Source organism: Brevibacillus nigriterrae, from assembly GCF_049846925.1.
Taxonomy (GTDB): Bacteria; Bacillota; Bacilli; order Brevibacillales; family Brevibacillaceae; genus Brevibacillus_H.
In genome coordinates this window covers 19,811-45,774 of record NZ_JBNCMT010000017.1, presented here as the reverse complement: position 1 = coordinate 45,774, position 25,964 = coordinate 19,811, and the positions used below count along the sequence as shown (strand labels likewise).

The window sequence follows — 25,964 nt, the reverse complement described above, 5'->3', positions numbered from 1 at the left end:
GCATTTTGAGGCGTTTTCGTACCATTTTAGCGCAAACGAAAAGGAAAGTCCAATGATAGTGCTCTGGTCACTTGCTCACATCGGCAAGGGCGGAGAAGCAATCGCTTCAGATTGTAATGATAGTGCCAACGATTCAATTACACTTTCCTCAGGAGCTGGAGCTTCTGTGACCGCCAGATTGATTGCTTCCTGTACTGTCACGATCGGAATCACTTCAATTCCTTCGAACTCATCAAAAATACTTTGCCAGTTCTCCTGTGGAATCAGTACCCGTTTCACTCCTGCTTGTTTGGCTGCTTCTACTTTGGCAACTACACCACCAACAGGTTTGATTTTCCCGTGAATGCTTACTTCACCGGTAAGCGCCACATAATTGTCAATCGGAATACCACGAATGGCAGAGTAGGTAGCTACTGCGATCGTTACTCCAGCAGATGGACCATCGACAGGAACTCCACCTGGGAAGTTGATATGCAAGTCGTAGTCAAACGGCTGCAGACCAAGACGTTCCAGAACCGTTAGCACATTTTCGATAGAGCCTTTAGCCATCGACTTGCGTCTGATCGTACGGGAACCGCCGCCCAATTGTTCTTCCTCCACCAAACCTGTCATGTTAATTCGTCCGCTTCCCGGTTGTTTTGCTGTAGTCGCTGTTACTTCCAACTCCATGACTGTTCCCATATTGGGACCATATACCGCCAGACCGTTGACAAGGCCGATTTGTGGTTCTTGATGTACCTGTTTTTCGTGACGGGGAGACTTCTGGCTGCTGTGCACCACCCATTCGACATCAGCCGGTTCAATCGAGGTTCGTTTCTCGGTTAGCGCAACACCAGCAGCAATTTGCAAGGTATTGATCGCTTCTCGTCCATTCGTTGCATATTTTTCGATGACAGCCGATGCATCAGGGAGCAGGTTGATACCCATCTTCTCTGCTGCAGTCGCTACGATACTGCGTATTTCCATTGGTTTTAAAGGCCGGAAGAAGATCTCCAGGCATCGGGAACGAAGCGCCGGCGGCAATTCCTCCGGGTTGCGCGTGGTCGCACCGACTAAACGGAAATCAGCAGGAAGACCCAACTGAAAGATATCGTGAATATGGGAAGGAATTTGCGTGTTGTCTTCGCTGTAATAGGCGCTTTCGAGCATGACCTTGCGATCTTCCAACACCTTTAACAGCTTGTTCATCTGGATCGGATGTAATTCACCAATCTCATCTAAAAACAACATGCCGCCGTGGGCTTTGGTCACCGCTCCTGGCTTTGGTTGCGGAACACCAGCTTGCCCCAATTGACCTGCCCCTTGATAGATCGGATCATGAACAGAGCCAATTAACGGGTCAGCAATCCCTCTTTCATCAAATCGGGCGATCGTCGCATCCACTTCAATAAATTTAGCTTCACTTTTGAAAGGTGACATCGAATTTTTCTTTGCTTCTTCCAACACAACACGTGCGGCTGCTGTCTTGCCAACACCTGGAGGACCGTAAATGATCACATGTTGTGGATTTGGTCCGCACAAAGCTGCCCTGAGCGCACGTAATCCGTCTTCTTGCCCAACAATTTCTTCTAGTTTACTTGGTCGTGTTTTCTCAGAGAGTGGCTCTGTCAAACTGATCATGCGTAGTTTGCGCATTTGATCCACTTCTTTGCGAGACTCTTTGTCCACGGAGGTTTTAGTAGTACGTTGACTTTTCAACAGGTTAAAAAAGTACGTTCCAATAATAATCCCAACTACCACTTCAATCACTGCGATTACTAACGTGGTGTACTCCATCTGTATTCCCTCCCGTTCAATTCGATGAATCCGGATTTCTCTCAAACTATATTGTGTAGTATTACCTGCTTAAGAGATGAGTAAACGATCAGGTGGCTATCGTTCCTGAATTTGGATGGACAGCAGTTTTTCACTCGCTGTGAGAAAGGTTATGGCAACGATCACGGTAAACTCTCGGTGGTCCTGCCTGAGCAACAGCCGAAACGTTTCTTTTGACGTGGAAGGAGATACTTGTGTGCGACCCACATGCAAGTAATCAATGATTTGCGCTCGGGGATAATGCTTTTGGGTTTCCTCAACGGCCATTTCCCCCCATTTGGCATAAGGAGGTTGCGCATACGCTGATGTGGTGCCAAGTACGAAAATCATGGCGACCATCCAGTTGATCCAGAGATGTCGTTTCATTTTTAATCCCACCTTTTAAAGGTAGTTTTCACTTTGGCACAGAAAAAATCCCTCCCACAGGTACACGGTTCTGAACCGAGGCTCCTACAGGAGGGATTTCCTATTGATTTACGCGATGCCTTTTATGCGATTTCGCCTTGGACAGCGTCGCCTTCTTTGTTTGTAAGCAGTGGTTTCACTTTGTCACGAACGGTTTCTTCCGTAATCATGCATTTATTGACGTCTTCACGGGATGGAAGCTCATACATCATATCAAGCATGATCTGCTCGATGATGGCACGAAGCCCACGTGCACCCGTGTTGCGTTTGATGGCTTCCTTGGCAATTTGACTAAGTGCCCCATCTGAGAACTCCAGTTCAACGCCATCCAAGCTTAACAGCTTCTGATATTGTTTCACGAGAGCATTTTTCGGCTCAGTCAGGATGCGAACCAGTGTCTCCTCGTCAAGTGGCTCAAGCGTAGCCAAAACAGGCAGACGACCAACAAATTCAGGAATCAACCCAAATTTGAGCATGTCTTCCGGGAGAACATATTTCAGGTATTCGCCTGACTTCAGATCGCCCTTGACACCGTCGACCATTTCCGCACCAAATCCAATGACTTTTTTACCGATGCGGCGTTTAATGATTTGTTCAATACCATCGAACGCACCGCCACAAATAAACAAGATATTGGATGTGTCGATCTGAATAAACTCCTGATGCGGATGCTTGCGTCCTCCTTGTGGTGGAACGCTCGCTACAGTACCTTCCAGGATTTTGAGCAGCGCTTGCTGAACACCTTCACCAGACACATCTCGTGTAATGGAAGGATTCTCTGATTTTCGAGCTACTTTATCAATCTCATCGATATAGATAATGCCCTTTTCAGCTTTCTCTACATCGTAATCTGCCGCTTGAATCAGCTTCAACAAGATATTTTCTACGTCTTCACCCACATAACCCGCTTCTGTCAGTGATGTGGCATCTGCAATCGCAAACGGCACATTGAGAATGCGTGCTAACGTCTGGGCAAGCAATGTTTTACCGGAACCAGTTGGTCCAATCAGCACAATGTTGGATTTTTGCAGCTCTACGTCTTCTATTTTCGCACTTGTGTTGATGCGTTTATAGTGGTTGTACACCGCAACGGAGAGGGATTTTTTCGCCAAATCCTGTCCGATTACATAATCGTCAAGGATCTTGCGGATTTCCATCGGCTTCGGAATCTCTTTCATGTCGATTTCTTCATCGCCACTCAGTTCTTCCTGCACGATCTCGTTACAGAGCTCGATGCACTCATCGCAGATATAGACACCAGGCCCTGCAACCAGTTTTCGTACCTGTTCCTGGGACTTGCCGCAGAACGAGCACTTGAGCTGGCCTTTATCGTCGTTAAACTTGAACATTCGCTTCACCTCTCATGCAGTTATTTTCCTACAGAAGAAATCACATCGTCAATTAACCCGTATGCTTTTGCTTCTTCTGCACTCATGAAGTTATCGCGATCGGTGTCACGTTCAACTTTTTCATAAGGCTGTCCGGAGCGTTCAGCAAGTATTTCATTCAGTTGACGTTTGGTTTTCAGTATCCAGTCAGCATGAATACGAATATCTTCTGCTTGACCACGAACCCCACCTAATGGCTGGTGAATCATGACTTCGCTGTTTGGCAGGCAATAGCGCTTGCCTTTGGCACCCGCCGCAAGCAGAACTGCTCCCATACTAGCAGCCATCCCGATACAAATCGTGGATACATCTGGTTTGATGAATTGCATGGTATCGTAAATAGCCATACCAGCCGTTACGGAACCACCCGGAGAATTTATGTATAAGCTAATATCCTTATCGGGATCTTCAGCAGTGAGGAACAGCAGTTGCGCCACCACCAAATTAGCGACATCGTCGTCGATTCCGCTGCCCAGGAAGATAATTCGATCCTTTAACAAACGGGAGTAAATGTCATACGCGCGCTCACCACGATTGGACTGTTCGATGACCATAGGGATTAGCATTTCACTTTCCTCCTTTACGTTAAATTAATAGCGGGTGGGACAAATTCCAATATGTATTGGGTGGAAAAACAAGGCACGAAAGGTTCATTCGTGCCTTGTACTTAGATTATGCGTTTACTTTGTTTTCTGCAACCAGGAAATCTACTGTTTTGCGAGTTTGGATATCGCGGTAGAGTCCCATCATGCCGTCTTGAGCAGTGAAGATTTTGCGAAGCTCATCTGCCGGACGGTTGTACATGCTAGCCAATTTGTTCAATTCTTCATTTACATCTTCTTCGGAAACAGAAATGTTTTCTGCTTTGCCGATTGCTTCAAGTGTCAATGCAGAGCGAACACGAGTTGTTGCATCTGTTTGGAATTGGTCACGAAGCATGCTCTCGTCCATACCAGAGAACTGGTAGTACAAATCGATGTCCATTCCTTGGTATTGAAGACGTTGTGCAAACTCGTTAACCATTTGGTCGAGTTCTTGTTCTACCATTACTTCTGGAAGATCGATTTCAGCATTTTCAGTTGCTTTGATTACGAGTTGCTCACGAACATGAGTGTCTTTCTCACGAGCTTTGCGCTCTTCCAATTTCTTGGTAAGGTCCGCTTTCAATTCGTCAAGTGTATCGAATTCGCTCACGTCTTTTGCAAACTCATCATCAAGAGCTGGCAAGTTTTTGCGTTTGATTTCGTTTACTTTCACTTGGAATTTTGCTTCTTTACCTGCAAGGCTTGGAGAGTGGTATTCTTCTGGGAACGTAACCGTAATTTCTTTCTCTTCGCCTTTTGCCAATCCAACCAATTGCTCTTCGAAACCAGCGATGAACGTGCCAGAACCGATTTCCAAAGAGTAGTTTTCAGCTTTACCGCCTTCGAATGCTACTCCATCCTGGAAGCCTTCGAAGTCGATTAGCAAGATATCGCCGGTTTCAACGTTGCCTTCTTCAATCACAACAAGTTCAGCATGACGGTCTTGCATGCGTTTAAGCTCTTCATTTACATCTGCTTCAGAAACGCTGAAATCTCCTGCTTCGATTTCAAGACCTTTGTAGTCACCCAGTTTTACTTCAGGTTTTACAACAACAGTTGCTTTGAATACAAGGTTTTGATCTTTGCCCATTTGTTCAACGTTTACTTCTGGACGGTCAACAGGTTGAATTCCTGTTTCACGAACTGCTTGTCCGTAAGCAACTGGAAGAATGATATCAAGTGCATCCTGGTACAAAGATTCTACGCCAAAACGCGCTTCGAACATCTTGCGCGGAATTTTACCTTTACGGAATCCTGGAACATGAACTTTTTGAACTACTTTTTTAAATGCTTGATCCAAGGCTTGGTTTACTTGATCGGCTTCAACCTCAACCGTCAATACACCTTGGTTACTTTCTAACTTTTCCCATTTTGCTACCACTTAAACTTCCCCTCCTACATTGGTTCAAAAAAACGGTCGAAACCGTTTTTTGCTGACCGCAAACGGTCACATTTAAGCCTCACGAAAATCGTCGAGACGTTTTCGCAAAATAAAGATGCGCCCCACACAGGACGACACCGCTGGGCACACCTGTATTGAGTGCATTTAACTCCCATTATAACCATTACAGTATATCACATACGAGAAGAATTTCAAGAAGTCAAGTACGTAACTGAAATTCTCCTCCCAAATCTGTGACCCGTTTACCCTGATCGTCAAAAAAAAGTACATCCACCCGAACTTCTGTGGAATTCTTCCCAATTGAATCAAGCAACACATATGTTGGACGTGAATACCCTCTCGGCAATTGCAAGCTCCCTGGATTTAAAAAGAGAACACCACGTTCTATCGAACAATGCGGGACATGAGAGTGGCCGAACAACACGACGTTTGCCCCTGTTTCCTCAGCGCGATAGTGCAATTTCAGCAGCGAACTTTTCACTCCATATAAATGTCCGTGTGTTTGATAAATATGTAATCCTTGCCAAGTCGCACGCCTTTCCTCGGGAACAGTCAAATCTGAATCACAGTTCCCACGGACAAGCTGCATCTGGGAAAATGGCTCCTGATGTCGGTTGATACAGAAGTCACCACAATGAAAGATGTGCTCTACCTGATGGCGAGAAACAACCTGCTTCACTTCGCGACACAGTCCGTGCGTATCACTCAGGACAAGAATGCTCACACATGTATCCCCCTGATTTTCTCAACTAGGTTATGCAAGGCCATGGCACGGTGGCTGATTTTGTTTTTTTGCTCAGCAGATAGTTGTGCCATTGTACAAAGCCGATCGGGAAGGAAGAACACGGGGTCATACCCGAAACCATTGGTGCCTGCCGGTTCACGGAGAATGGCTCCCTCGCAATGGCCGTTTGCAGTAATTGTTTCCTCATTAGGTCTGGCAAAAGCCAACACGCAGCGAAAACGGGCCGTTCGCTTTTCGTTCGGGACGTCTTGCATCAGTTGGAGAAGCTTGCGCCAGTTGTCTTCATCTGTTGCGTTCTCTCCCGCAAATCGTGCCGAGTAGACGCCCGGTTTGCCGCCTATCGCATCTACTTCCAACCCTGAATCATCACCAATCGCAGGTATGTTGAGAAATGCTGCGATTGTTTCTGCTTTTTTGCGGGCATTCGCTTCGAATGTCTCGCCATCCTCCACTACTTCGGGAACATCAGGATACTCAGCAAGGCTTACTGCTTCCCATCCAAATTGCTGAAACATCTCGTTGAACTCACGCACTTTTCCTTGATTGCGTGTAGCTACGACGATTTTGATTCGTTTTTCTTCATTAAACATGGCTTTTCTCCCCATTGTTCTCAGGAGTGGCCGGTTTGGACTCAGTAGTTGCCTGTTCCTTTGCCTGACCGTATAACAATACCTCACCAAGTGCTTCTTTTTGTGCGTTGATCAGGTCGGTAATACCACTTTTCGCAAGTCCCAGTAACTCTTGCAGTTCATCGTAACTGAATGGTGCCTCCTCGCCTGTTCCCTGGAGCTCAACAAACTTGCCAGAACCCGTCATCACCACGTTCATATCAACAATTGCCGAAGAATCCTCTTTATAATCCAGATCAAGCTTGCTTTCTCCTTCAATCATGCCAACCGATGTCGCTGCCAAAAAGTCGGTAATCGGCAGCTCCTTCCAGGTGCCGTTCTCCACCAATTTACGCATGGCATCGACCATAGCGATGAATGCTCCGGTGATCGAAGCAGTTCTGGTGCCCCCATCCGCTTGAATGACATCGCAATCAAGCCAAATCGTGCGCTCGCCCATTGCTTCAAGCTTCACTACAGATCGAAGGGCACGCCCAATCAACCGTTGGATCTCCATGGTACGACCACTCAGTTTTCCTTTTGCAGATTCACGAGCATTTCGAGTCTCAGTAGCACGCGGAAGCATGGAATACTCTGCTGTTACCCAGCCTTTACCACCATTACGCATAAACGGAGGAACACGGTCTTCTAATGTAGCTGTGCAAATTACCTTGGTGTCACCCACCTCAATCAAACATGAACCCTCTGCATGTTTGATGTAATTACGTGTAATTTTGACAGGGCGCAGTTGATTGTTTGCTCGTTCGTTGTGTCTCATTTCAAGTTCCTCCTACTTGCTACTTGGTAAGTAACCTATTGCCAAAAGCCTTATGTATGTGAAAAGTGATGCCTATTCCCGCCCATTATACCAAAGCACAATATCCAAATTCCAGTAAACGAGAAACGGAAAATAGAATCCACGCATAGGACGACGTGGATTCCATAGCTCCGTAATATGCTTCAGTCGGTGGGGTTGAATCCGGGGTCCCCGCCGCCAGCGTTAGCTTCTGTCGGTGGGGTTTTTTAGAACTGCATGGAGTTGATCTGTACGGGTCGTGTCACTGGCTTGGAGAAATCAAAAGGACCCGCAGCCGTCAACGGTGTACCCTCGACCATCACTTGTACTCGTTTTACACCCGTATTCTCTGTCAGTGACAGTACAAGTGACTCCATCGCTTCAGGGTTTGCTTCCTTGCCGTTGTTGAACTTCATCACGTCTTTGCTCAAATTCACTACCACTGTACCATTCTCGTTTTTTACGTCCAACACCTTGGTGGAGGGCAGAAACGAGCTATACAGTGTAGATCCCTGCTTTGGGCCACGGATCAGTTCTTCGATAACTGCTGTCGTAATATCCTCCGTCTGCGGGATCAGCCGTGTGACTGGAACAAAGTAGGAGCGATTATCGTTCAACTGCCCTTGAAAATAGAGCGTAACCGGTGTAGTACGTCCGGGCACGGCATTATCTGCCAGCTCGACATTGACCCCGCTATCCCGATTCAAGATCGAAATAGGCGTATGATCTACTGGCATTTCAGATAACGGGGTTCCATTAATCCAGATGGAAACATGTTTTACATCCTTGAACTCAGTCAAAGAACGGGTGATGGCATCAAGAATTTTCTTTTCCTCAGCAGGTGCATACTTTTTGAACTCAGGCGAGAAATCAACCGTTGCCGTACCATCCTTAATCGTCATGCCAAGAACTTTAGTTCCTTCCGGCAGAACAGCCTTGAAGCCTTGGGGCAATAACGTTTCAACTGGCCCACCCTTTACCAGATAAGAAAGGACTTGTTTTGCAGGCCCTTCCACTTTGGGCAGCGTCAATGATACAGGGACGACATAACCATTGGAATCATACAGATAAACCATACGGTCAACAGAACCCTGCACCTCACTTACTGGAAGCTCTCCCTGCGTGATACTGTTCGGATCGACAGTGCCCTCTTCCAGATTCACATCCTGCGTAAGTGGAGGTGGATCAATACTCATCGTTTCTTTTTCTGGCCCAAATAAACCACACCCTGTAACCAGCATGGCGCTTAACCCCAACACAGCAGTTAATTTACCTATTTTATTCGGTGTCATGTTCGTACCCTCCTCGCAACACTTTGTACTACCATGTATACGAGCAGGGCTTGGGTTTATGCTTTCTTTGTCCTAATGAAAAAAGAAACCACCCGACATATTACCGGATGGCTTGCCTTTGGCTCAACTAGATGTTGACGGTCTCTTCCAAAGATTGATGCACAACCTCTACCTCAAATCCTAACCACTCTTCGCCAATTTGTCTAAAGACCTCGGCATCTCCGCTGGTAAAGAATTTGTGATTGCACGAAGACAGTGACTGTTCATGCATATTGCGCATGGACAACAGCGTACTCAACTCTCTTGCTGTCTCTTCTGCCGAGCTGATAATGGTAATCGAGTCACCCATCACATCTTGAATCAGTGGGGCAAGCAGTGGATAGTGTGTACATCCGAGGATTAACGTATCCAATTCCTCATAGCAAAGAGGCGTCAAGGTTTCCCTTACGATCTCCCTGGCCTGTGGAGTGTGAATCAACTGGTTTTCTACCAATGGAACAAACTCGGGACAAGCTAGCCCCACAGCATATAAATTGGGATTAATTCGATAAAGTGCTCTTTCATAAGCTCCTGTACGGATAGTTGTTACGGTCCCAATTATGCCAATCCGTCCTGTTCTCGTCGCCATAATAGCCGCCCGAGAACCTGGCTCAATGACTCCTACGACAGGCAGTTCCAAGCTCGCTTTAACTTCTTCCAATACAACCGCTGTCGCTGTGTTGCAGGCAATGACAAGTGCCTTGAGCTGAAACTGACTCACAAACTGAATCATTTGATTGGTAAAAGTACGGATTTCTTCGGGCGTTCTGGGTCCATAAGGACATCTCGCATTGTCTCCAAAGTAGACGATCTGTTCTCTGGGAAGTTGTCTGATTACTTCACGGGCGACCGTTAAACCACCCACTCCTGAGTCTATGATGCCTATCGCTTTCCTGTGATCCATAATCAAATCCCCTTTAGGATGCTTACATGCGTGTTTTTACAATATGCTAGATTTCAAAAACTCGCAACCACTTCTTCGCTCAATTGAACCTATTTTGGGCTGTTAACATATAGTAAAGGGGAACTTTGGGTCACTGAGGAGGAATCGTGGTGGAAGAGCAAGTGAAACACCTGATTAGTTGGAGCGAATGGGGAAAACAGTGGATTCAATACCTGCAACATAAGCCTGAAATGAAGGGAGAAAACAAGCGAAATTTAAAACAATTTCATACGGCTTTCACTGAAATTGGGCAAAAAGCAAAATCCATTGATCCCGTTCATCCCAAAGAAGAAGAAATTCTGTATTTGAAGGGGAAAGCAGAGGATGTGCAAAAACAGTTCCAAGGTTTGCTGCGCCTGGTGCAAAATTCAACCATGAGCCCAACTCGCGAGCAGCAAATTCCCATCGCCCGACCTGTCCCAGTGGGAGGACACAAGCTTCCTCCCTTGCCCTACAAATACGACGCACTGGAACCATATATTGACACCGAGACAATGCGTATTCATCATGACAAGCTTCATGCCGACTATGTCAAAGGCTTAAACAAGGCGGAAATGATGCTAGCCCAGGCAAGAGCCTCCAATGATTACGAGCTGGTGAGGCACTGGGAACGTGAAGCTGCCTTCCATGGGGCTGGCCATTACTTGCACACGATTTTCTGGGATGTCATGAGTCCGTCTGGCGGAGGTGTACCCCAAGGAGAATTAGCTGAGCAAATCATTCGAGACTTCGGATCGATCGAAACATTCAAACGCCAGTTTTCCTCGGTCGCAGAAAGAGTCGAGGGACCCGGCTGGGCACTTCTTGTCTGGTCACCAAGAGCACAGCATCTGGAAATCCTCAATGCGGAAAAGCACCAATTGCTCACCCAATGGGAATCCATTCCACTGCTCGTACTGGATGTATGGGAGCACGCCTATTGGTCTTCTTACCGGGCAGATCGAAAAAAATATATCGATGCGTGGTGGAATGTCGTCAACTGGCCGCATGTTCAGGATCGTTATCTACAAGCTCGTCGGTTGCGTTGGCAGCCTTATTAAAAGCGTTTCTTTTTTGGAGGCGTTTTTTACAAAAAAGCAGATTGTCACAAGATGGCTGCCTGGCTCTCTAGCCCAAGGGCGGTCATTTTTTTTCATGATTTGCTCAGTAAAAAGAATAAGGATAGCTAAGACGTCGTTGGAACCCGATTCTTTTGGATGTTAAAATAGTTTGAAAGTCAATCTGGAATGGTACAGTTTGTGGAAGGTCGCTCACACCATCAGGGCTATTAAGAAAGGGGACAAAACTCATGATTCTAGAAGCCGTCATGCTCCAGGTGAAGGAAGGGATGGAACAGGAATACGAAGAAGCTTTCCGTAGGGCATCACACATTATTTCTTCTATGAAAGGTTACATTGACCACGAGCTGCAAAGATGTATGGAGGTTAAAGGAAAATATCTACTTTTGGTGAAATGGGAAAGCCTTGAGGATCATACCATTGGATTCAGAGAATCAGCAGAATACCAGGAGTGGAAGAAAATGCTGCACCACTTTTATGATCCATTTCCGATCGTTGAACATTTTGAAAAAGTCGATCTTTCTTGAATAGTTATTAGGGAGGTGGTTTTATGATATTCTTCCTATTCAAAGTAATTGTTCCACTTGTCGTATTTTTCTACTTTTTATATAGAAGAACGAACAGCCCCCGAAAGTATTCGACAGGAGTGCTTGTTGTATTGCTGCTTTCCATTATCTTTACTATTGCTCTTGCCCAAAACTATACCGAAAGTCTGATGCCTCCTCCCGTGAATGATGGTGTGCATATTGCTAATGACGTAGCTCTCTATATTCTCGGTTATGAGAACTGGGCTCCGCATTGGTCGAGGGAGTTGTTTAAGGAAGCGTATGAGATTTCATCATTTTGTTCGGTTGCTTTGTTGATTCTTTATGCTGGGATGCTTGTTTGGGAGAAGTCTAGGGGGGTGTAATGGTCAATCAACTATTCCAGTAGTCAAAACACGAAAATACTGATCTAGTAAATTATGAAAATTTGGTTCATCGGCAAGCTCAACTGTTTTATCCAATAATGGTCCAACTGAATCTGATTCCAACACGAAAACTTGAAAGTGCATATGCATTGAACTCCAAACAATGATACGCCCAACACATAATGATGTTTCTTGGTCAATGACCGTACTTGGGTTAATTGCATGTTCAGGCCTGTCCCATTGAAAGTTAACTTCTGTTTTAATTCCCATTTTTCTTAGTACAATCTCTCGTTCCTTTATCCATCTTAAAAATACATCATTCATTCTTTTCCTTCCTTTAAGTTCGTTATATTTACCACTTGGGGAATGGCTAGATGATCACTCACCGATTGATGCATCGGGATATGCCAGCAGGGACGTAAAATTTGTTAGTTAACAGGTTTATATTTACCATCTTTTGAATGTCCCAAAGGATGAACCTGAACAAAGATCCAACCGCTATATTTTTTATCCTCGATATTATCATTTGATACTACGATTTCTTGCATTCCTCTAAAGTCTCTTAAAATCCAATCATCATCATGATGCATAGTTAAGTCATATGGCTCCATTCCAAAATATCTCAAATTCTGATTTATCAAATCTCCTGTAAAATACTCTTCTTTCGTTAAAAAAAGTGTCACCATGTAAACACTGTCTGTATCAAAGGCAATTAAAACTCTTCCATCCAAATACGTATTTTCTTTAAAAGCATAAGCATTTCCGTCAATTTCTCCAGTATTAACTGGTGTTGAAGAATTAGGATCTCCAAGTATTTCATTCACTTCTTTCTCAGATTTTGACAAAATTTTATATATATCGAAAAACTGTTTGATTTCCGGTAACTTTGTTGTTGAAGCTGAAGAAGCTATGCTATTCAATGTTTGGGCATCTGCTTTCTGTTCAGTGACTGAATTACTATTTTTATTTGCATCAATTATGAAAAAAATTGCTATTGATAAGAGTATTGCAAAAAGAAACGAAAAACGTTTTGTGAATTTCCGGAACACTCATACCTCTCCCCTATCCTCCAAGAATTAATTTTTTCAACTAATAACAATCCAAATTTATACTAACAATAATTTCGTTTTTTTCAAAAATATTAGATTAGATTGTTAGTAAAATTGACGTCAATTTCTTTTCAAACTGCTGAATCTTCCCCAAAATTTCCTCAGGCTCTTCTTCAGTGATTATTTTAATGTTTTTTATTTTACTATCTTCCTCATTTATATTTATTAAATAATCCCGTACATCTGATGTTAAATTATTATGGTCTTTCCAAAATTGATCCTTAACCTCATTCATGCTAATTAATATTTCAGCATCATATAAATCACCTGCAAGTGGATTTTGATATAAGCGATACAATGCTTCAGGAATAATATAAGTTAAGTGAAATTTTTGCCGTATTAATCTTGCAATGTCACCATCCGATAAATCTTTTAGTTTTACATCGAGAACGCTTCCGAACCATTTTGATAAAGGAACCTTTTCATCAACGATAAATGGACTTGTAAAGCCTTCTTTAATAGCAATTTCATCAAGAGTCAAATCTCGGTTACCATAAGAACCATTCAAATCTTTTCACCTTTTCTTTACATGTTCTTTTATTTGAAATATTAAATTTCAAGTTGGCTTCATGGCCAAATTATTCTCCCAAATTATCGATGAATCTACCTTTCAACTTCAAAATATAAAACTCCACTTTCCATATCCAAGTAAAAGTTCCCAACGAAGCTAGCAGGTTTAATATAATTATTAAAATCTTCACTGTATGCCCATGAATAATCTGCTTTGTCCAAAAATGACAAATCCATTTTAGGTGCCCAATTCGTATCCATTTTGATCCACTTATATTTTTCGAATAGTAAAGGATCATTCTTAGAAAAGATTACTACCCCTCGCATCCAATAAGAGGTTAGACCTAAACTATTTGTTCGGCCTATGATACCATTTGTCCAATAACATTTCTCAAAATTACCAAGGTTCCTTGATTTGCAGGAAGCCGTTCTAATACTCAATACTATTTTGCTATCCGCCAGCGGTTAAAATAGAGTACCTCAACAGTTTAACTGCCTTTAACAACTAAGATTTTGATTATTTGCTTCTCTACTACTGCAGCTCCACCGATATTATCTACAATTGGCTTAATCCTTAAAATAAAAAGAAAATCCAAAACGAGTTTTAATTGAATGGGGATAGAATAGAAATAGAAATTTTGTGTTAGTTACAACACTCTCTAATCAAATCAGCAATGATGTCAGCCGCTTCCAATATTTCGATACGCTCCGATTCATTGTATAAATAACTAGCTGATTCCATAGATGGGTACAAATCTACAAAAATACCCACTGCTCGTTTAGGAATTGATACTTCTTTAGCCCACTGTTCTGCTAACTGTTTTAATAGGCTGCATATCTCATGAAAGAGTTCTTTTTTAAACCCTTCTCCCATTCTAAGTGAAATAAGAAGCCCCTCTTCTCCTATAAGCAAGTTTTCAAGTTTATCAAGAGTTTTCATTTACAGCCCTCTTAACATATTTTTTAGTATAATTCTGATGCCTTGTTCTAACCTCTACCTTTTAAAATCACAACGTTTTTTACTAATTTAGAAGCATTTTTATGTTTGTGATCAATTTTTAGTACCTGGTTTCCCCAGTGAATAGATTTTTCAAATTCGTTACATTTATAATAACAATGCGCAATATCGTACATTATTTCGGGATCATCTTTTTCTTGTTCATTTGCTCTCAAATAATATTTTAGAGCATCTCTATAGTTACCCATTAGATAGTGGGCTAAACCTTGATTATAAATTGCTTTGGTACAGTCACAGTCTAGGAAATAAGCCTGTTTAAATTCTTTGATTGCCGCTTCAAAATCATTTAAATTAAGATAACATAGGCCTAAATTTAAATGGACTTCTGATTGTTCATTATCAATAGATAACGATCTTTCATAATACATCTTAGCCGTCAAATAATCTTTTACTTGAAAATGGTATACACCCAAATAAAAATTAGCATCCTCACTACTTGGTTCAATCTTTAATGCTGATTCAAAGCATTCTAGGGCATCTTCAAGATTACCTAACTTTAGATTAACCCTTCCTACATTCATTATTGGTAGTTCCCAAGTATGATTTTGTACAGTCAGTTCCTTAAGAATCTTTTTCGCCTTTACTAACTCCCCTAAATTTAAATAGCAGCAAGCTATATAATTGAAACAATCCTCAGATTTTTTTAAAGACAATGCTTTCTCAAATAGTTCAAGCGCAAATTGAAAATTTCCATGTATATAATTCCTTTCTGCATCATTAAAAATCTGGTCATAACTATTCATAGAGATCCTCTCTCAGCAATTTAATTTTCAATCGCTCCCCTCTTTTAAAAGGATTACTTTTTAAAAATTGTGTAGCCACCACTGTCTGGGAGTTCCTCTTCCAAATCACATGCAGCTACTGCTTCGAACGAATCAGACCGTTTGGTCTACTTTTTTAAAGAATCATATTCTTTATTGTTGTTTCCATAAATCTCACATGTATCAGATTCGATGATTTGTCTATTGGATTTACCTGTTAATTTTTTCTTACTGTTTCTAAAAACATGTCTAATTCCATAGCAGTGTCTACAAATATTTTACAATATAAATTGCTATATTTTTTCATAATGTATCCCCTAATGGTTACGGCATTGGAATCAATGGTCCCTCATGATAATCTTTTTTGCCAATGATTGGCTTCATCCTTCCAACAAAAAGAAACCTCAGAAGATCAAGGTTCAATTACTCTCATCTTTTTTATTTGTTATTGATTTCCTCAAGAAGTTCAATCATTTCAGCTACGCTAATCTTAAATCTCGTTTGAGAAACATCGCTCATATATTCTTCTGATACAATATCAATTACCTGTATTTCTTGAGTATTAATTTTTTGGATTAGGTATTGATTGCCCTCATATTCTCCATTCCTAAAATTCTCCAACGAGATGAAACTATAAATATTCGGGAAGGTATATTCATTTATTTCCGTTCTTAGGAAATCCTCCAATTTTTTATATAAAAACGCACTATTTCTTTTGATAAACATATCTTCATTAAAAATTTTACTCATGTAAATCCTCCAATCCATTAAGGAGCTCTTATAAATGGTTGAATTTGTAACAAAATTTGCGAGGATTTATGGAATAATCCGACCCTAAAATACAATCTTCAATCTGAAATTCTATCCGAATATTGCCTACACTATTAATCCCTAAGTTAAATCCTCCTGGCGGCCAGTCAATATTCCCTCCAAGTAGATAAATGCAACTTTCAAAATCTGCTACTTTTCCCCATTTCCGCTTCCAACTTATAGGTTCTCCATTGGCCATTTTTATAAATTCACTTTCCTTCTCAGGGTTAAAAAGAGAAATGTCAAGAAACGCAGATTCAACTCCTTCAAAAGTAACTTTAGAGAATCCTGAAATATAGATATAGTCAAGGGGTGATTTTATGATCGGTACAAATCTCGCTCAATTTTGATAGGGTATGGACTTTTTGTCCTATCCAAGTTTTTTCCATTGGGTCTAAGTCATCATCAACAGCTTCTTTTACACTGTATCCACTCGGATCAACATACCTCAACGGATTGCTCGTTACGTACGTATACCGATTCAAACTTAGCGGATTATCCACTTGTCCTTTATACATATCCAATCCTCTGTAATAAACCCTCCCAGACTCAAAAATTATATAATCATCATTAATATAGAAAAATGTTTATCCGTTCTAAATCTTTCCTCGAATTATTCAAACATCTGTAACAATTGCCTCTTTATTCGGGATTATTATCACAGCGAATTAAGCTGTCATTTTGAAAAAATAGGAAGTAGATTCACAATTTAGGGAGGGGTTTATTGATAAGAATTTCAATTTTTCGACAAAAGAATAATGGAGGTGTATGTATGAATTCACGCAACCGAAAGTCAGTTTGGAGACCTCTCATGGTTGCCACATCAGTCGTAATGAGCTTTTCCCTGCTGTTTGGCTGTACCCAACAGACATCTGCTCCTGCCAATCCCAATCCGCCTTCCGATGCCGCAAAACCTGCAGCAACAACTCAAGCACCCGCTCCTGCAACAACTAACGCCACTGGCGCAACCGCTTCCAGTTCCGAAGTAGAAAAAGTATATCTGGATACCTGCGGAGGCTGTCATGGACAAACTCGCTTGGGCGCATTAGGTCCTGCCCTCTTGCCAGAACGTTTGGCTACCGTTTCCAATGAAGAACTGATCAAAGTAATTACGGAAGGACGCCCTGGAACATCCATGGTTGCTTACAAAAATGAACTAAACCCTGAACTCATCAAGGGACTCGTCGATTATATCAAAACCCCGGTTGATGAATCCAAGATGAAATGGACTCTGGATGACGCCAAGCAAACCATGACTGTCATCGCTGATGAGAAGGCACTCCCGGCAAAACCCAAGTATGAAGTAGACCCGAACGAGCTGATGGTCGCTATGGAACGGGAAACACGCAAGTACTTCGTCATGGACGGGAAAAATCACAAAGCTCTCGGACACATTGAAGGTTCGTATCGTACTCATAACATTAGTTACAATCCTAAAGATCCCCGGTATATGTACGGCATCGGTCGTGACGGATGGCTCTTCAAAGCGGATCTCTATAACATCCAGGCTGTGCGCAAAACACGGGTCGGACTCGATTCACGTGGGGTAGCCATTTCGGATGATGGCAAATGGGTTGCCGTTACTAACTACTTGCCAGGCGGCGTAGCGATTCTCAAGGCTGATACATTGGAGCCTGTGAAAATCATCCCAACCTTTGGAGTAGATCCAGATGGCAACATGGTGCATTCTCGTGGTGCTGCAATCCTTGATACTCCGGCCAAACCTTACTTTATCGTCGCATTAAAAGAAGCCGGACGTGTCTGGATGATCGACTGGTCAGCCAAAGACAAAGACGGCAACAACACCTTCCCGATCGTACATGACATTCCGGACGTAGGTCGTATTTTGCACGACGCATTCGAGACTCCGAAGGGAGACTTCTTCTTTGTTGCATCGCAGACCGATAACCACGTAGCGGTCATAGATGTCATGAATGGAAAACTGGTGAAAAAGATTCCTGCTGGTAAAAAGCCGCATCCTGGCCCTGGCGCAACATGGACTACCAAAGATGGTCGTGTGCTTGCGGGAACTCCTGCAATCGGTCAAGGCTTGATCACCATCTGGGACACCAAAACATTCGAAGTGGTCAAACAGATCAAAACGAATGGACCGGGACTCTTCATCCGTTCACATCCGAACAGCCAATATGTATGGGCTGACATCGTGTTCAAGAATGAAGACGGTTCTGATTTCCGAGATGAAGTCGTGGTATTCGACAAAGACAGCCTTGAGCTAGTCACCAAAGGTGCTGCGAAAAACGGTTCGATTAAGGCCGGTCCGGTTTCCGTTCACCCTGAGTTTAACCTGGATGGCTCCGCTGTGTATGTTTCCTTGTGGGAAGGCGAAGCGATCAAAGTATACGATGCAAAAACACTGGAAGAAATCACAACCATTACTGGCACCAAAACTCCTACTGGTATCTTTAACGTAGGATTGCGATTGGAAGAGCCAGGAGCATAATAGAGAAGAACTTCGAGTTGTCTGCCCCGCCAGGTAGACAACTCTTTTTTTATGCAAACAGGAACGACCGCTGTTCATAAACGAATACGGTCATATCCGTCTTATTTGTACTAATTTTTCAGACAAAATTCTGTGAGCAAAAACACATTCAAACAGACTACATCTTACTTTGTCATGATATATTCAAAATGAAAAGAATTTCTAGGGGGAGTAAAAAATGGGATTCGATTTGCGCAAAGCAAGACAAGATACGCCTGGCTGCGAACACGTGCTTCACTTGAATAACGCAGGGGCTTCACTAATGGCAAAACCAGTGTACGATGCAATGACAGAACACCTGAAACAAGAGTTACTTACTGGTGGCTATGAAGCGGAGCATGCTGCTGTTGAGAAAACGGAGAATACATACCGAGCAGTTAGTCGAATGTTGGGCTGTTCTTCCCGGGAAATCGCTCTTGTTGAGAATGCAACCACAGCATGGGATATGGCGTTTTACTCAATTCCTTTTCAACCTGGCGACCGGATCCTTACCAGTATGACGGAGTATTGCAGCAACTATATTGCGTTTTTGCAAATCTCCCTAAAGACAGGGGCAGTTATTGAGGTCATTCCGAATGATGAATATGGTCAAACATCTGCAAGTGCTTTACGGAACATGCTCGACGATCGTGTAAAACTCATCGCAATTAATCATATCCCAACTAATAGCGGCCTCATTAACCCTGCTGCCGAGATTGGACAGGTTGCCAGAGAAGCCAACGTCCTCTACCTGCTGGATGCGTGCCAGTCTGTTGGTCAGGTTCCGATCAATGTGAAAGAAATCGGCTGTGATTTTCTAACGGCTACCGGGCGAAAATATTTGCGAGGCCCTCGTGGCACAGGCTTTTTGTACGTACGGGAGGAGCGCATTGAACAAGTAGAGCCACCATTCCTGGATTGCCATTCTGCTACTTGGGTGGAAGCTGACAAGTACATTATTCGGGGAGATGCCAGACGCTTTGAAAATTGGGAATCCAATCAGGCTGCCAAAATCGGTCTAGGTGTGGCTGTCGATTACTTTTTGAAAACAGGTATGGAAGAATCCACTTCTCGCATCGCAAGCCTTGGTGATTTACTGCGAAATCACCTGGGGAGGATTTCTGGTGTAGAAGTTACGGACATTGGAAAGAACCGTGGCGGAATTGTCACTTTCACTTGCCATACGAAGGACCCTCGCGAAGTGAAACAGAGCTTGTCCGAACAAAACATTAACGTCCACCTTGTCGGCCCCAATTCAGCCAGACTTGATATGGAACAAAGAAAATTAGAGTTGCTCATTCGTGCATCTGTTCATTACTATAATTCAGAAGAAGAACTCGAGCGCTTCGCCTCAAGCCTAGACAGCATCCTCACATCAAAATAAACAGGCATCGCCTCCTATGATAACTGTCCCTGTCACCTAAAAGTTGTCTGCATATTTATAGTAGTGTAAGGACAATTCATTCCAGGAGGTGATCCTCAATGAACATGGCTTACTTTGGTGGACTTCTCGGAGGCTATGGTTTACTCCAAATCCCGGTTGCTACAACTTTCTTGGCAAGTCTGGCACCAGTGTTTACAATAGTGGGTGTAGTTGCAATGACTGTTTTCGCAGGCGCACTGATCGTAAAAGGAGTTCAGGCATTATTCTAATTCATCCAGAAAAACGATGATGACTGTCAGTAAGGTGGAGTCCCCCTTCATCTTTCAGTATGATATTTTTTATAAAACTTGCAGCGAAACACTTGCTACTGATTTCCCAAATATGGTAATCTAAAGGTGCGAATTGTTTTTTTAAGCTCTTGTTACCGTCTGTAGTTTACAGACGGTCTTTCTTTTTTTCGGAGTACTTTCTTCATTCTTGGCAAGAGGTGAACAAAGATGAAATTTGCTTCCAAAGTGGCTGTCATTACTGGTGCTGGTCGTGGAATCGGCAAACATCTGTCGATTCGTTATGCACAAGAAGGCGCTCAGGTGATTGTTGCTGAAAAAAACACAGTTGATGGAAACGCAACTGTCAGCGAAATCAATGAAGCTGGAGGACAAGCTGTATTTTACCGCACGGATGTTAGTGATCCGGCGAGTATTATTAATTTGTTTCAGAATGTGCAATCTCAATATGGTCGTGTCGATATCCTAATTAATAATGCGGGGTTTGGCATCTGGAAATCGCCCTATGACCTTTCCCTGGATGAATGGGATTCCGTAGTAAATACGAACCTGCGAGGCACATTTCTCTGCTCACGGGAAGCTGCACGGATCATGAAAGAAAACGGAGGCGGCTCAATTGTTATGCTTTCCTCGACCCGTGCTCATATGTCAGAGCCTAATTCAGAAGCGTATGCAGCATCCAAGGGAGGCATTCTATCCTTAACCCATTCGTTAGCTGTATCACTTGGCCCTGACCGGATACGTGTCAACGCAATTTCTCCCGGATGGATTGAAACTGGTGATTATGATGCATTGCGCACAGAAGATCATCTCCAGCATCTGGCACAAAGGGTGGGCCGCCCCGAAGACATCGCCAAGGCATGTTTTTACCTGACTCATGACAACAACGATTTTGTCACAGGAACCGAGCTGTTCGTAGATGGTGGCATGACTCGCAAAATGATTTATATTCCTTAAAACCTCTCGAAGCAAAAGGACCTCCACATGTGTGAAGGTCCTTCTCTGCTTATTGTTGAGTTGTTGTTTCAGTTTCTTCTGTTGAGCTGGATTCAGTAGTTGTTGTAGTTGTATCTGTCGATGCTGCAGTGTCTGTAGTCGCTGCTGTATCAGTTGTCGTTGTTGTATCAGTTGTCTCTGTAGTTTCAGTCTCAGTTGTTGGCGTTGTTGCATCCTCGATGATTACAATTTTGCCCTCTTGTTGGTAATCAACTGTTGCTTGCAGGTTCTCACTTACAAAGCGTAGCGGCAAGAACAGACGGCCTTTTTTAATTTCAGGCATGGTATCGAGTTTAATGGTTTTATCTCCTACTACCGCCTCTTGCTTGTCCAAGAACAAAGTAATTTTTTGTTCCCCACGAGTAATGACAACGGAACGAGTTTTTTCATCATAGTTTACCTCTGCCTTGAGAGCAGCACTAATGGCACGAATCGGAACCAATGCACGTCCATTCTTGATGAACGGCGGAGCGTCAAATTGTGGTTCTTCCCCGTTTACAAATGCTTTTACCTCATCTTTGCCTGTTTTTGTATACAATTCGCCAAGTTTTTTGAATTGCTCTTTGTTCCCTTTTTGGTACACACGAGCAAGAAGTTCTTTTTGTACTTCGATGGCTTGTCCGAGGTCTTTACCCTCCAGAGATTTTACCAGCTCTTCGTATGTAGCCTTTAATTCAGGCGTTACTTCTGAGGATTTTTTCAATTCTTGACGAAGCTCAATGATTTGTTTTTTTGTTTGAACGGCTTCTTTTACTTTTGTTTTCACTTTCAAAGCTTCCTCGGTAGAAATCTCCACTTCCGCCTCAGCTTCGGTTTCAGTTTCAGCTTCTACATCTGCGTTATCTACAGTAGAGTCATCCAGTTTAGTTTTATCTGTATTTCCATTGCCTTTGCCTTTTTCTCCCTGATCTTTACTTACCTTTTCAACCGATGCATGAGTATCTACGTCTACACTTTTTGCAAACGTTCCTTGTGCGCTTACTAGTAAGAGGGCGACTGCCAGAGATGCGGATATTGCTTTTTTCATTTTGTAATGCCTCCTTTGATGTTTGTACACTCTAAACGTAACTTACATTCAAAAGGTTGCATGATTAGACATTTTTTTTTGCAACTACATAAACTTCCGTGTATACGAAAAAGCTATGAAAGGTGCTCACTTATCTAAGTTGAAAGGAATGAACCAGTCTTGACTAAGCAGAATCCAGCATCTTCTCCTGCGAATGAAGAGGTCCAAAAACTGGGTACACACGCAACGGGATCACCTGATCAATTCAAAACTCGAACGACATCGACACCACAAAAAATAGACCCGCCAGAAGTGCCTAACTCTGGTTCAACAGGGGCTTATTAAATGAAAAGAAGTAGCACTCAATGATGAGGCTACTTCTTAAGAGAAATGTCATAAAATTAGATGTTGATTCAATTCTTTAACGATATGGTAACTACTAATGCCCACTTCACTTTTTGTAAACCTTCAGGTGTGAGTTCAACAGTTTCGATCACGTTTTCGTCAGTAGCCTGCATTCCCCAAACGGCAACCTTGCTATTCTCCGAGACATCCATGCTTTTGTTTAATGGAATGGAATTTAGTCCGGTCAGTTTTTCAACACGGTCCACCAAATAAATAGTGGAAGCAGTTGAGCCGTCTTTATCCACGATGGCAGAAGTTACCTCGAAGTGAGGTTTGTTTTCATTCACTTGTTCTTTTTTTATCGAAACAATAAATTCCCCTTCAAAACTCTGTTTCCCCTCCTGCGATCCTTGTATCAACGAACCGACTGAGCCGAGCGTTTTTGTTCTGACCCCATTCTCCCAAAGCTCTACTTCAGCTTGAATTTCCTTTTTGTCGCCGGTGTATTTTAGTTTAACGGCTCCTGCCATTGTACCGAGAAATGGTTTGAATTTGGCCGCTTCTCCTGCAAATAAATCAATTGGCTCAATATGCAGCATATTTTCTTCTGGCTGTTTCTTTACAATGGGTTGACTCGGATCAGTTACGGAGCAGGCAAGGGTTGCCAGTGTCACAAGGAACAGGATGCATGTGAAAAGCATTTTTTGCACGTTGAAGACCTCATTTCTTTGACTTGATGCTACGCTCTCTCCGATGCCTTATTTACATATTTTAACACAATGATTATCAGCTACGATCTTTAATCTGATCAAAATAAAAAACCCTCCCTTCCTTACCGAAGAGAGGGGGTGTGGATGAGCACGGCTCAAATTTTAAGCTCTCCAAGTCGAACCAACTCGACAACAGCTTGAGACCGTCCTTTCACGCCAAGTTTTTGCATGACATTCGAGATGTGATTTCTAACTGTCTTTTCGCTGATGAAGAGTTGTCCGGCAATCTCTTTTGTCGTTTTGTCTTGTACCAGGAGCTCAAATACTTCTCTTTCCCGATTAGTCAATAACGGTTTGGTTTGGTCGCTACCCTTCAATCGTGCCACCCCTCCTTGTGGGCTCTACAGGGACAAGGTCGAGGGATTTTTTACAGTCACCTTATCCTATGTCGGGGGGCGGGTGGTGGTGTCGGTGTTGAGGGGATTTTAGGCTTTTGCCTTACAGTCTATTCGTGGAATTTTTAATCGGTTCCTCCCTAACTTGGGCTTTTTATTATTTTCCTCTCCGCATTCATGGGAATGTGTATGGCGTGCTCTCCCATGTCTTCCACACTCCAATTAAAAAAGCCCTTACTTGGATAATAAAGGCTTCTCTTCTGGTTTACATATATGGTGTTCGTGAATACGTTTGCTGATAGCGGTCTCTCAGGCCTTTTGCCAGGATACTGAAGGAAGCGATTGCCAAGACAAATGCACCGAGTGGCATGAGGAAGATCCATGTATTTCCGTAGATATGTCCACGTGCCTGCCCAACCAGACCTGCCCATTCATTCGTAATCGATGCGTAGAGAATCGGGTCGGTTGTCATGCTCGTTCCACCGATAAACAGGTTGAACAGACCTAATTGCCCCATCAAGGCCATAGCTGCGATAATTTCCGTAACAAAGATAATAATGACCTGTTCTTTCAACTGAGGGAGGATGTGCTGGAAGATCAGTCGATTCTTGCTGGCTCCAAGTGATACAGCAGCCAAGATATACGGCATTTCTTTCACTTGCTCCGTCTTTTGGCGAATGGATGAGACTACGCTTGGTGTGCCGAGTACAGCAACCAGACAGACAAACATAGTCACGAGCTCCGCTGTTGATAACGGTGAATTGATATTTACCCCCAACAGTATGAAATAAACGGGAAGAACCAACGGAATATGGCTCCATGCATTTTCCAGAGCAAGCCACCAATTCTGCTTTCGCTCTGCCATCCCGATATAAAGACCGAGCCAGGTTCCTAGCAGGATACGCAATGCGGCAATCAAAATGGTGAGGAACACGGTGTACTTGGCGCCGTGCAAAATCAACGTCAGCAAATCGTACCCCCATTTATCTGTACCCAACCAGTGAGTGGATGACGGTGGCAATGGTGGATTGATGATAACTGTCTTGCCGTTCACTTCCACATTCTGGACTTTTTCCTTAAATGTTACATCATACGGAGCAATATACGGTCCGATTACAGCGATAACAAGCAAAAATGATACGAGGATGAAACCCAAATAAAGAGTTGCTTTGTTTTTGAACCTACTCATAGATGAACCCTCGCTCAAACAAGTATAGTATCAGCCAAATCAACATATAGACCACCAATGAAATCACGAGAAGAAGCATGAGTCCGATCGCTGCGGTCGAGAATTGATACTCCCCAAAAATAAACCGTGTCACTCCTACTACGTTCAGTAGATACTCAACAACAAACAGATTTGCAATCGTGATCGAAATCGCCTTTTTCATGTCAGCAATTAAAAAGGGCTTCACATTCTTGAAGACGTGGTGCAAGATGATGTAGCGAACATTCATACCTTTAGCTAAGGCTGTCCGAATATAATCTTCACCACAGGTCTGACTGTACTTCAAGCTGACAACCTTCATCAGGTAAAGAGTAGGACCTACCGACAGAATCAATGTAGGGAACCAGTTATTGTTGGCCTCACTAAACGGTGAAAGTGTGATAAGACGAATGTCTGTCATTTTGTAAAAGGCAATCGCTGCCAGCATGAAAAACAATACCTGCACAAAGTCAGGCACCGTCGAGATGATGTCGAGGATTCGCTGATAAATGTGAACCACGCGATATCTGTGCAGAAACATGCCAAAAATGATACTAATCGTAACAGCAATTAAAAGAGCGAAAAATAGCAACAAGAATGAGTTCTCTGCGAAAGGCAAAATGTCTCCAGCAATGTCTCTTTCATTTCGCCCCAACGTGTACGTGCCAAGTGTACCATCCGAAATGTTTTCGACAAGCAAGGCTGCATGAGCAATGAACCTCTCAGGTTGGAAGTAAACCTCTTCCCCACGCGCTTGCAGTATGAGCGGTGCGCCAGCAACCACCAGAACAAGAAAAAATACCGCTACGACTTGTTGTAAAATTTTGAACAATTCGCACACCTCCTGCTAAACCAAAAGATACTACAAGACGCATGAAAGATTCTATAAAATAAAGAATAATTTATCAATTTTTATTTTTTGAAAAAGTTGTTCCTTCACAAAAATAAAACCCCAGACCACA

29 protein-coding genes and 1 pseudogene are annotated in these 25,964 nt (G+C 43.0%); 8 read left to right on the top strand and 22 right to left on the bottom strand.

The features are described 5' to 3' along the window. Nucleotides 1-75: 75 nt before the first annotated feature. The 10 genes and pseudogenes from lonB to racE form a co-directional block, all read right to left on the bottom strand. Nucleotides 76-1,776, bottom strand: a complete 1,701-nt coding sequence (gene lonB / locus ACPW7N_RS13905) for an ATP-dependent protease LonB (RefSeq protein ID WP_425651703.1) — start codon at nt 1,774-1,776, stop codon at nt 76-78. Between the two features lie 96 nt (nt 1,777-1,872). Then, entirely contained in the window at nt 1,873-2,181 is a 309-nt protein-coding gene (locus ACPW7N_RS13900) for a YqzG/YhdC family protein (RefSeq protein WP_425651702.1), read from the bottom strand. A 122-nt stretch (nt 2,182-2,303) separates the two neighbouring features. Continuing rightward, a complete protein-coding gene (gene clpX / locus ACPW7N_RS13895; RefSeq protein ID WP_425651701.1) occupies nt 2,304-3,569 on the bottom strand; it encodes an ATP-dependent protease ATP-binding subunit ClpX in 1,266 nt (421 codons plus the stop codon). A gap of 20 nt (nt 3,570-3,589) precedes the next feature. After that, nucleotides 3,590-4,177 (bottom strand): annotated as a pseudogene (gene clpP / locus ACPW7N_RS13890) (ATP-dependent Clp endopeptidase proteolytic subunit ClpP); the annotation flags it as partial. 103 nt (nt 4,178-4,280) lie between these two features. Further along, nucleotides 4,281-5,573 (bottom strand): trigger factor, encoded by a 1,293-nt coding sequence (gene tig / locus ACPW7N_RS13885; protein ID WP_425651700.1) that lies wholly within the window; start codon nt 5,571-5,573, stop codon nt 4,281-4,283. 220 nt (nt 5,574-5,793) lie between these two features. After that, entirely contained in the window at nt 5,794-6,318 is a 525-nt protein-coding gene (locus ACPW7N_RS13880; protein ID WP_425651699.1) for a metallophosphoesterase family protein, read from the bottom strand. Next, nucleotides 6,315-6,929: an XTP/dITP diphosphatase gene (locus ACPW7N_RS13875; protein ID WP_425651698.1), complete on the bottom strand. Its 615-nt coding sequence runs from the start codon at nt 6,927-6,929 to the stop codon at nt 6,315-6,317. Before ACPW7N_RS13875 ends, ACPW7N_RS13880 begins: the two co-directional genes overlap by 4 nt. Beyond that, on the bottom strand, nt 6,922-7,725 hold the full coding sequence (gene rph / locus ACPW7N_RS13870; RefSeq protein ID WP_425651697.1) for a ribonuclease PH: 804 nt from the start codon (nt 7,723-7,725) through the stop codon (nt 6,922-6,924). Before rph ends, ACPW7N_RS13875 begins: the two co-directional genes overlap by 8 nt. Before the next feature lie 245 nt (nt 7,726-7,970). Continuing rightward, on the bottom strand, nt 7,971-9,035 hold the full coding sequence (locus ACPW7N_RS13865) for a GerMN domain-containing protein (RefSeq protein ID WP_425651696.1): 1,065 nt from the start codon (nt 9,033-9,035) through the stop codon (nt 7,971-7,973). A gap of 127 nt (nt 9,036-9,162) precedes the next feature. Beyond that, nucleotides 9,163-9,978 (bottom strand): glutamate racemase, encoded by an 816-nt coding sequence (racE, locus tag ACPW7N_RS13860; protein ID WP_425651695.1) that lies wholly within the window; start codon nt 9,976-9,978, stop codon nt 9,163-9,165. A gap of 149 nt (nt 9,979-10,127) precedes the next feature. On the opposite strand from racE, the gene ACPW7N_RS13855 reads away from it, so the two are divergent. The 3 genes from ACPW7N_RS13855 (at nt 10,128) to ACPW7N_RS13845 (ending at nt 11,985) form a co-directional block, all read left to right on the top strand. Continuing rightward, the gene (locus tag ACPW7N_RS13855) at nt 10,128-11,057 is read left to right on the top strand and encodes a superoxide dismutase (RefSeq protein WP_425651694.1); all 930 of its coding nucleotides are present in this window, start codon (nt 10,128-10,130) and stop codon (nt 11,055-11,057) included. A gap of 248 nt (nt 11,058-11,305) precedes the next feature. Continuing rightward, a complete protein-coding gene (locus ACPW7N_RS13850; protein WP_425651693.1) occupies nt 11,306-11,602 on the top strand; it encodes an antibiotic biosynthesis monooxygenase family protein in 297 nt (98 codons plus the stop codon). A gap of 23 nt (nt 11,603-11,625) precedes the next feature. Beyond that, entirely contained in the window at nt 11,626-11,985 is a 360-nt protein-coding gene (locus ACPW7N_RS13845; protein ID WP_425651692.1) for a hypothetical protein, read from the top strand. A 3-nt stretch (nt 11,986-11,988) separates the two neighbouring features. Here the strand turns inward: ACPW7N_RS13845 and ACPW7N_RS13840 are convergent, their stop codons facing one another. The 7 genes from ACPW7N_RS13840 to ACPW7N_RS13810 all read right to left on the bottom strand — a co-directional run bounded on the left by ACPW7N_RS13840 (nt 11,989) and on the right by ACPW7N_RS13810 (nt 16,133). Further along, nucleotides 11,989-12,309, bottom strand: a complete 321-nt coding sequence (locus tag ACPW7N_RS13840) for an immunity protein TriTu family protein (protein ID WP_425651691.1) — start codon at nt 12,307-12,309, stop codon at nt 11,989-11,991. A 104-nt stretch (nt 12,310-12,413) separates the two neighbouring features. Then, the gene (locus ACPW7N_RS13835) at nt 12,414-13,034 is read right to left on the bottom strand and encodes a hypothetical protein (protein ID WP_425651690.1); all 621 of its coding nucleotides are present in this window, start codon (nt 13,032-13,034) and stop codon (nt 12,414-12,416) included. Nucleotides 13,035-13,131: 97 nt separating this feature from the next. Further along, entirely contained in the window at nt 13,132-13,602 is a 471-nt protein-coding gene (locus ACPW7N_RS13830; protein WP_425651689.1) for a contact-dependent growth inhibition system immunity protein, read from the bottom strand. A gap of 95 nt (nt 13,603-13,697) precedes the next feature. Beyond that, a complete protein-coding gene (locus ACPW7N_RS13825) occupies nt 13,698-13,865 on the bottom strand; it encodes a hypothetical protein (protein WP_425651688.1) in 168 nt (55 codons plus the stop codon). Between the two features lie 382 nt (nt 13,866-14,247). After that, nucleotides 14,248-14,544, bottom strand: coding sequence for a hypothetical protein (locus ACPW7N_RS13820; protein WP_425651687.1), 297 nt, complete (start codon nt 14,542-14,544; stop codon nt 14,248-14,250). A gap of 47 nt (nt 14,545-14,591) precedes the next feature. Continuing rightward, on the bottom strand, nt 14,592-15,365 hold the full coding sequence (locus ACPW7N_RS13815; RefSeq protein ID WP_425651686.1) for a tetratricopeptide repeat protein: 774 nt from the start codon (nt 15,363-15,365) through the stop codon (nt 14,592-14,594). Nucleotides 15,366-15,821: 456 nt separating this feature from the next. Next, nucleotides 15,822-16,133: a hypothetical protein gene (locus ACPW7N_RS13810; protein ID WP_425651685.1), complete on the bottom strand. Its 312-nt coding sequence runs from the start codon at nt 16,131-16,133 to the stop codon at nt 15,822-15,824. Nucleotides 16,134-16,965: 832 nt separating this feature from the next. On the opposite strand from ACPW7N_RS13810, the gene ACPW7N_RS13805 reads away from it, so the two are divergent. The 4 genes from ACPW7N_RS13805 to ACPW7N_RS13790 all read left to right on the top strand — a co-directional run bounded on the left by ACPW7N_RS13805 (nt 16,966) and on the right by ACPW7N_RS13790 (nt 21,300). Beyond that, on the top strand, nt 16,966-18,654 hold the full coding sequence (locus tag ACPW7N_RS13805) for a cytochrome D1 domain-containing protein (RefSeq protein ID WP_425651684.1): 1,689 nt from the start codon (nt 16,966-16,968) through the stop codon (nt 18,652-18,654). Between the two features lie 217 nt (nt 18,655-18,871). After that, entirely contained in the window at nt 18,872-20,056 is a 1,185-nt protein-coding gene (locus tag ACPW7N_RS13800) for an aminotransferase class V-fold PLP-dependent enzyme (RefSeq protein ID WP_425651683.1), read from the top strand. Between the two features lie 98 nt (nt 20,057-20,154). Further along, entirely contained in the window at nt 20,155-20,325 is a 171-nt protein-coding gene (locus tag ACPW7N_RS13795) for a hypothetical protein (protein WP_425651682.1), read from the top strand. 228 nt (nt 20,326-20,553) lie between these two features. Further along, complete coding sequence (locus tag ACPW7N_RS13790) at nt 20,554-21,300, top strand: SDR family NAD(P)-dependent oxidoreductase (protein WP_425651681.1); 747 nt, start codon at nt 20,554-20,556, stop codon at nt 21,298-21,300. A gap of 49 nt (nt 21,301-21,349) precedes the next feature. On the opposite strand, the gene ACPW7N_RS13785 is transcribed toward ACPW7N_RS13790, so the two are convergent. Next, nucleotides 21,350-22,366: a copper amine oxidase N-terminal domain-containing protein gene (locus ACPW7N_RS13785; RefSeq protein WP_425651680.1), complete on the bottom strand. Its 1,017-nt coding sequence runs from the start codon at nt 22,364-22,366 to the stop codon at nt 21,350-21,352. A 159-nt stretch (nt 22,367-22,525) separates the two neighbouring features. Between ACPW7N_RS13785 and ACPW7N_RS13780 the strand changes: the two genes are divergently transcribed. Continuing rightward, on the top strand, nt 22,526-22,690 hold the full coding sequence (locus ACPW7N_RS13780; RefSeq protein WP_425651679.1) for a hypothetical protein: 165 nt from the start codon (nt 22,526-22,528) through the stop codon (nt 22,688-22,690). Between the two features lie 68 nt (nt 22,691-22,758). Here ACPW7N_RS13780 and ACPW7N_RS13775 read toward each other — a convergent pair whose 3' ends face one another. The 4 genes from ACPW7N_RS13775 to ACPW7N_RS13760 form a co-directional block, all read right to left on the bottom strand. Next, nucleotides 22,759-23,400 (bottom strand): hypothetical protein, encoded by a 642-nt coding sequence (locus tag ACPW7N_RS13775; RefSeq protein WP_425651678.1) that lies wholly within the window; start codon nt 23,398-23,400, stop codon nt 22,759-22,761. Between the two features lie 155 nt (nt 23,401-23,555). Further along, entirely contained in the window at nt 23,556-23,777 is a 222-nt protein-coding gene (locus tag ACPW7N_RS13770; RefSeq protein ID WP_019120228.1) for a helix-turn-helix domain-containing protein, read from the bottom strand. Between the two features lie 283 nt (nt 23,778-24,060). Next, nucleotides 24,061-24,984, bottom strand: a complete 924-nt coding sequence (locus tag ACPW7N_RS13765) for an ABC transporter permease (RefSeq protein ID WP_425651677.1) — start codon at nt 24,982-24,984, stop codon at nt 24,061-24,063. Then, a complete protein-coding gene (locus ACPW7N_RS13760) occupies nt 24,977-25,843 on the bottom strand; it encodes an ABC transporter permease subunit (protein WP_425651676.1) in 867 nt (288 codons plus the stop codon). Before ACPW7N_RS13760 ends, ACPW7N_RS13765 begins: the two co-directional genes overlap by 8 nt. Nucleotides 25,844-25,964: the final 121 nt, after the last annotated feature.

What these genes read in the sequence shown, in the direction of transcription:
- ACPW7N_RS13840 (WP_425651691.1), bottom strand. Translation starts at nt 12,309, where the DNA reads ATGAATGATGTATTTTTAAGATGGATAAAGGAACGAGAGATTGTACTA.
- ACPW7N_RS13900 (WP_425651702.1), bottom strand. Translation starts at nt 2,181, where the DNA reads ATGAAACGACATCTCTGGATCAACTGGATGGTCGCCATGATTTTCGTA.
- ACPW7N_RS13875 (WP_425651698.1), bottom strand. Translation starts at nt 6,929, where the DNA reads ATGTTTAATGAAGAAAAACGAATCAAAATCGTCGTAGCTACACGCAAT.
- ACPW7N_RS13865 (WP_425651696.1), bottom strand. Translation starts at nt 9,035, where the DNA reads ATGACACCGAATAAAATAGGTAAATTAACTGCTGTGTTGGGGTTAAGC.
- racE (WP_425651695.1), bottom strand. Translation starts at nt 9,978, where the DNA reads ATGGATCACAGGAAAGCGATAGGCATCATAGACTCAGGAGTGGGTGGT.
- ACPW7N_RS13805 (WP_425651684.1), top strand. Translation starts at nt 16,966, where the DNA reads ATGAATTCACGCAACCGAAAGTCAGTTTGGAGACCTCTCATGGTTGCC.
- ACPW7N_RS13815 (WP_425651686.1), bottom strand. Translation starts at nt 15,365, where the DNA reads ATGAATAGTTATGACCAGATTTTTAATGATGCAGAAAGGAATTATATA.
- ACPW7N_RS13845 (WP_425651692.1), top strand. Translation starts at nt 11,626, where the DNA reads ATGATATTCTTCCTATTCAAAGTAATTGTTCCACTTGTCGTATTTTTC.
- ACPW7N_RS13825 (WP_425651688.1), bottom strand. Translation starts at nt 13,865, where the DNA reads ATGGATACGAATTGGGCACCTAAAATGGATTTGTCATTTTTGGACAAA.
- ACPW7N_RS13820 (WP_425651687.1), bottom strand. Translation starts at nt 14,544, where the DNA reads ATGAAAACTCTTGATAAACTTGAAAACTTGCTTATAGGAGAAGAGGGG.
- ACPW7N_RS13765 (WP_425651677.1), bottom strand. Translation starts at nt 24,984, where the DNA reads ATGAGTAGGTTCAAAAACAAAGCAACTCTTTATTTGGGTTTCATCCTC.
- ACPW7N_RS13850 (WP_425651693.1), top strand. Translation starts at nt 11,306, where the DNA reads ATGATTCTAGAAGCCGTCATGCTCCAGGTGAAGGAAGGGATGGAACAG.
- clpX (WP_425651701.1), bottom strand. Translation starts at nt 3,569, where the DNA reads ATGTTCAAGTTTAACGACGATAAAGGCCAGCTCAAGTGCTCGTTCTGC.
- lonB (WP_425651703.1), bottom strand. Translation starts at nt 1,776, where the DNA reads ATGGAGTACACCACGTTAGTAATCGCAGTGATTGAAGTGGTAGTTGGG.
- ACPW7N_RS13785 (WP_425651680.1), bottom strand. Translation starts at nt 22,366, where the DNA reads ATGAAAAAAGCAATATCCGCATCTCTGGCAGTCGCCCTCTTACTAGTA.
- ACPW7N_RS13810 (WP_425651685.1), bottom strand. Translation starts at nt 16,133, where the DNA reads ATGAGTAAAATTTTTAATGAAGATATGTTTATCAAAAGAAATAGTGCG.
- ACPW7N_RS13795 (WP_425651682.1), top strand. Translation starts at nt 20,155, where the DNA reads ATGAACATGGCTTACTTTGGTGGACTTCTCGGAGGCTATGGTTTACTC.
- rph (WP_425651697.1), bottom strand. Translation starts at nt 7,725, where the DNA reads ATGAGACACAACGAACGAGCAAACAATCAACTGCGCCCTGTCAAAATT.
- ACPW7N_RS13800 (WP_425651683.1), top strand. Translation starts at nt 18,872, where the DNA reads ATGGGATTCGATTTGCGCAAAGCAAGACAAGATACGCCTGGCTGCGAA.
- ACPW7N_RS13790 (WP_425651681.1), top strand. Translation starts at nt 20,554, where the DNA reads ATGAAATTTGCTTCCAAAGTGGCTGTCATTACTGGTGCTGGTCGTGGA.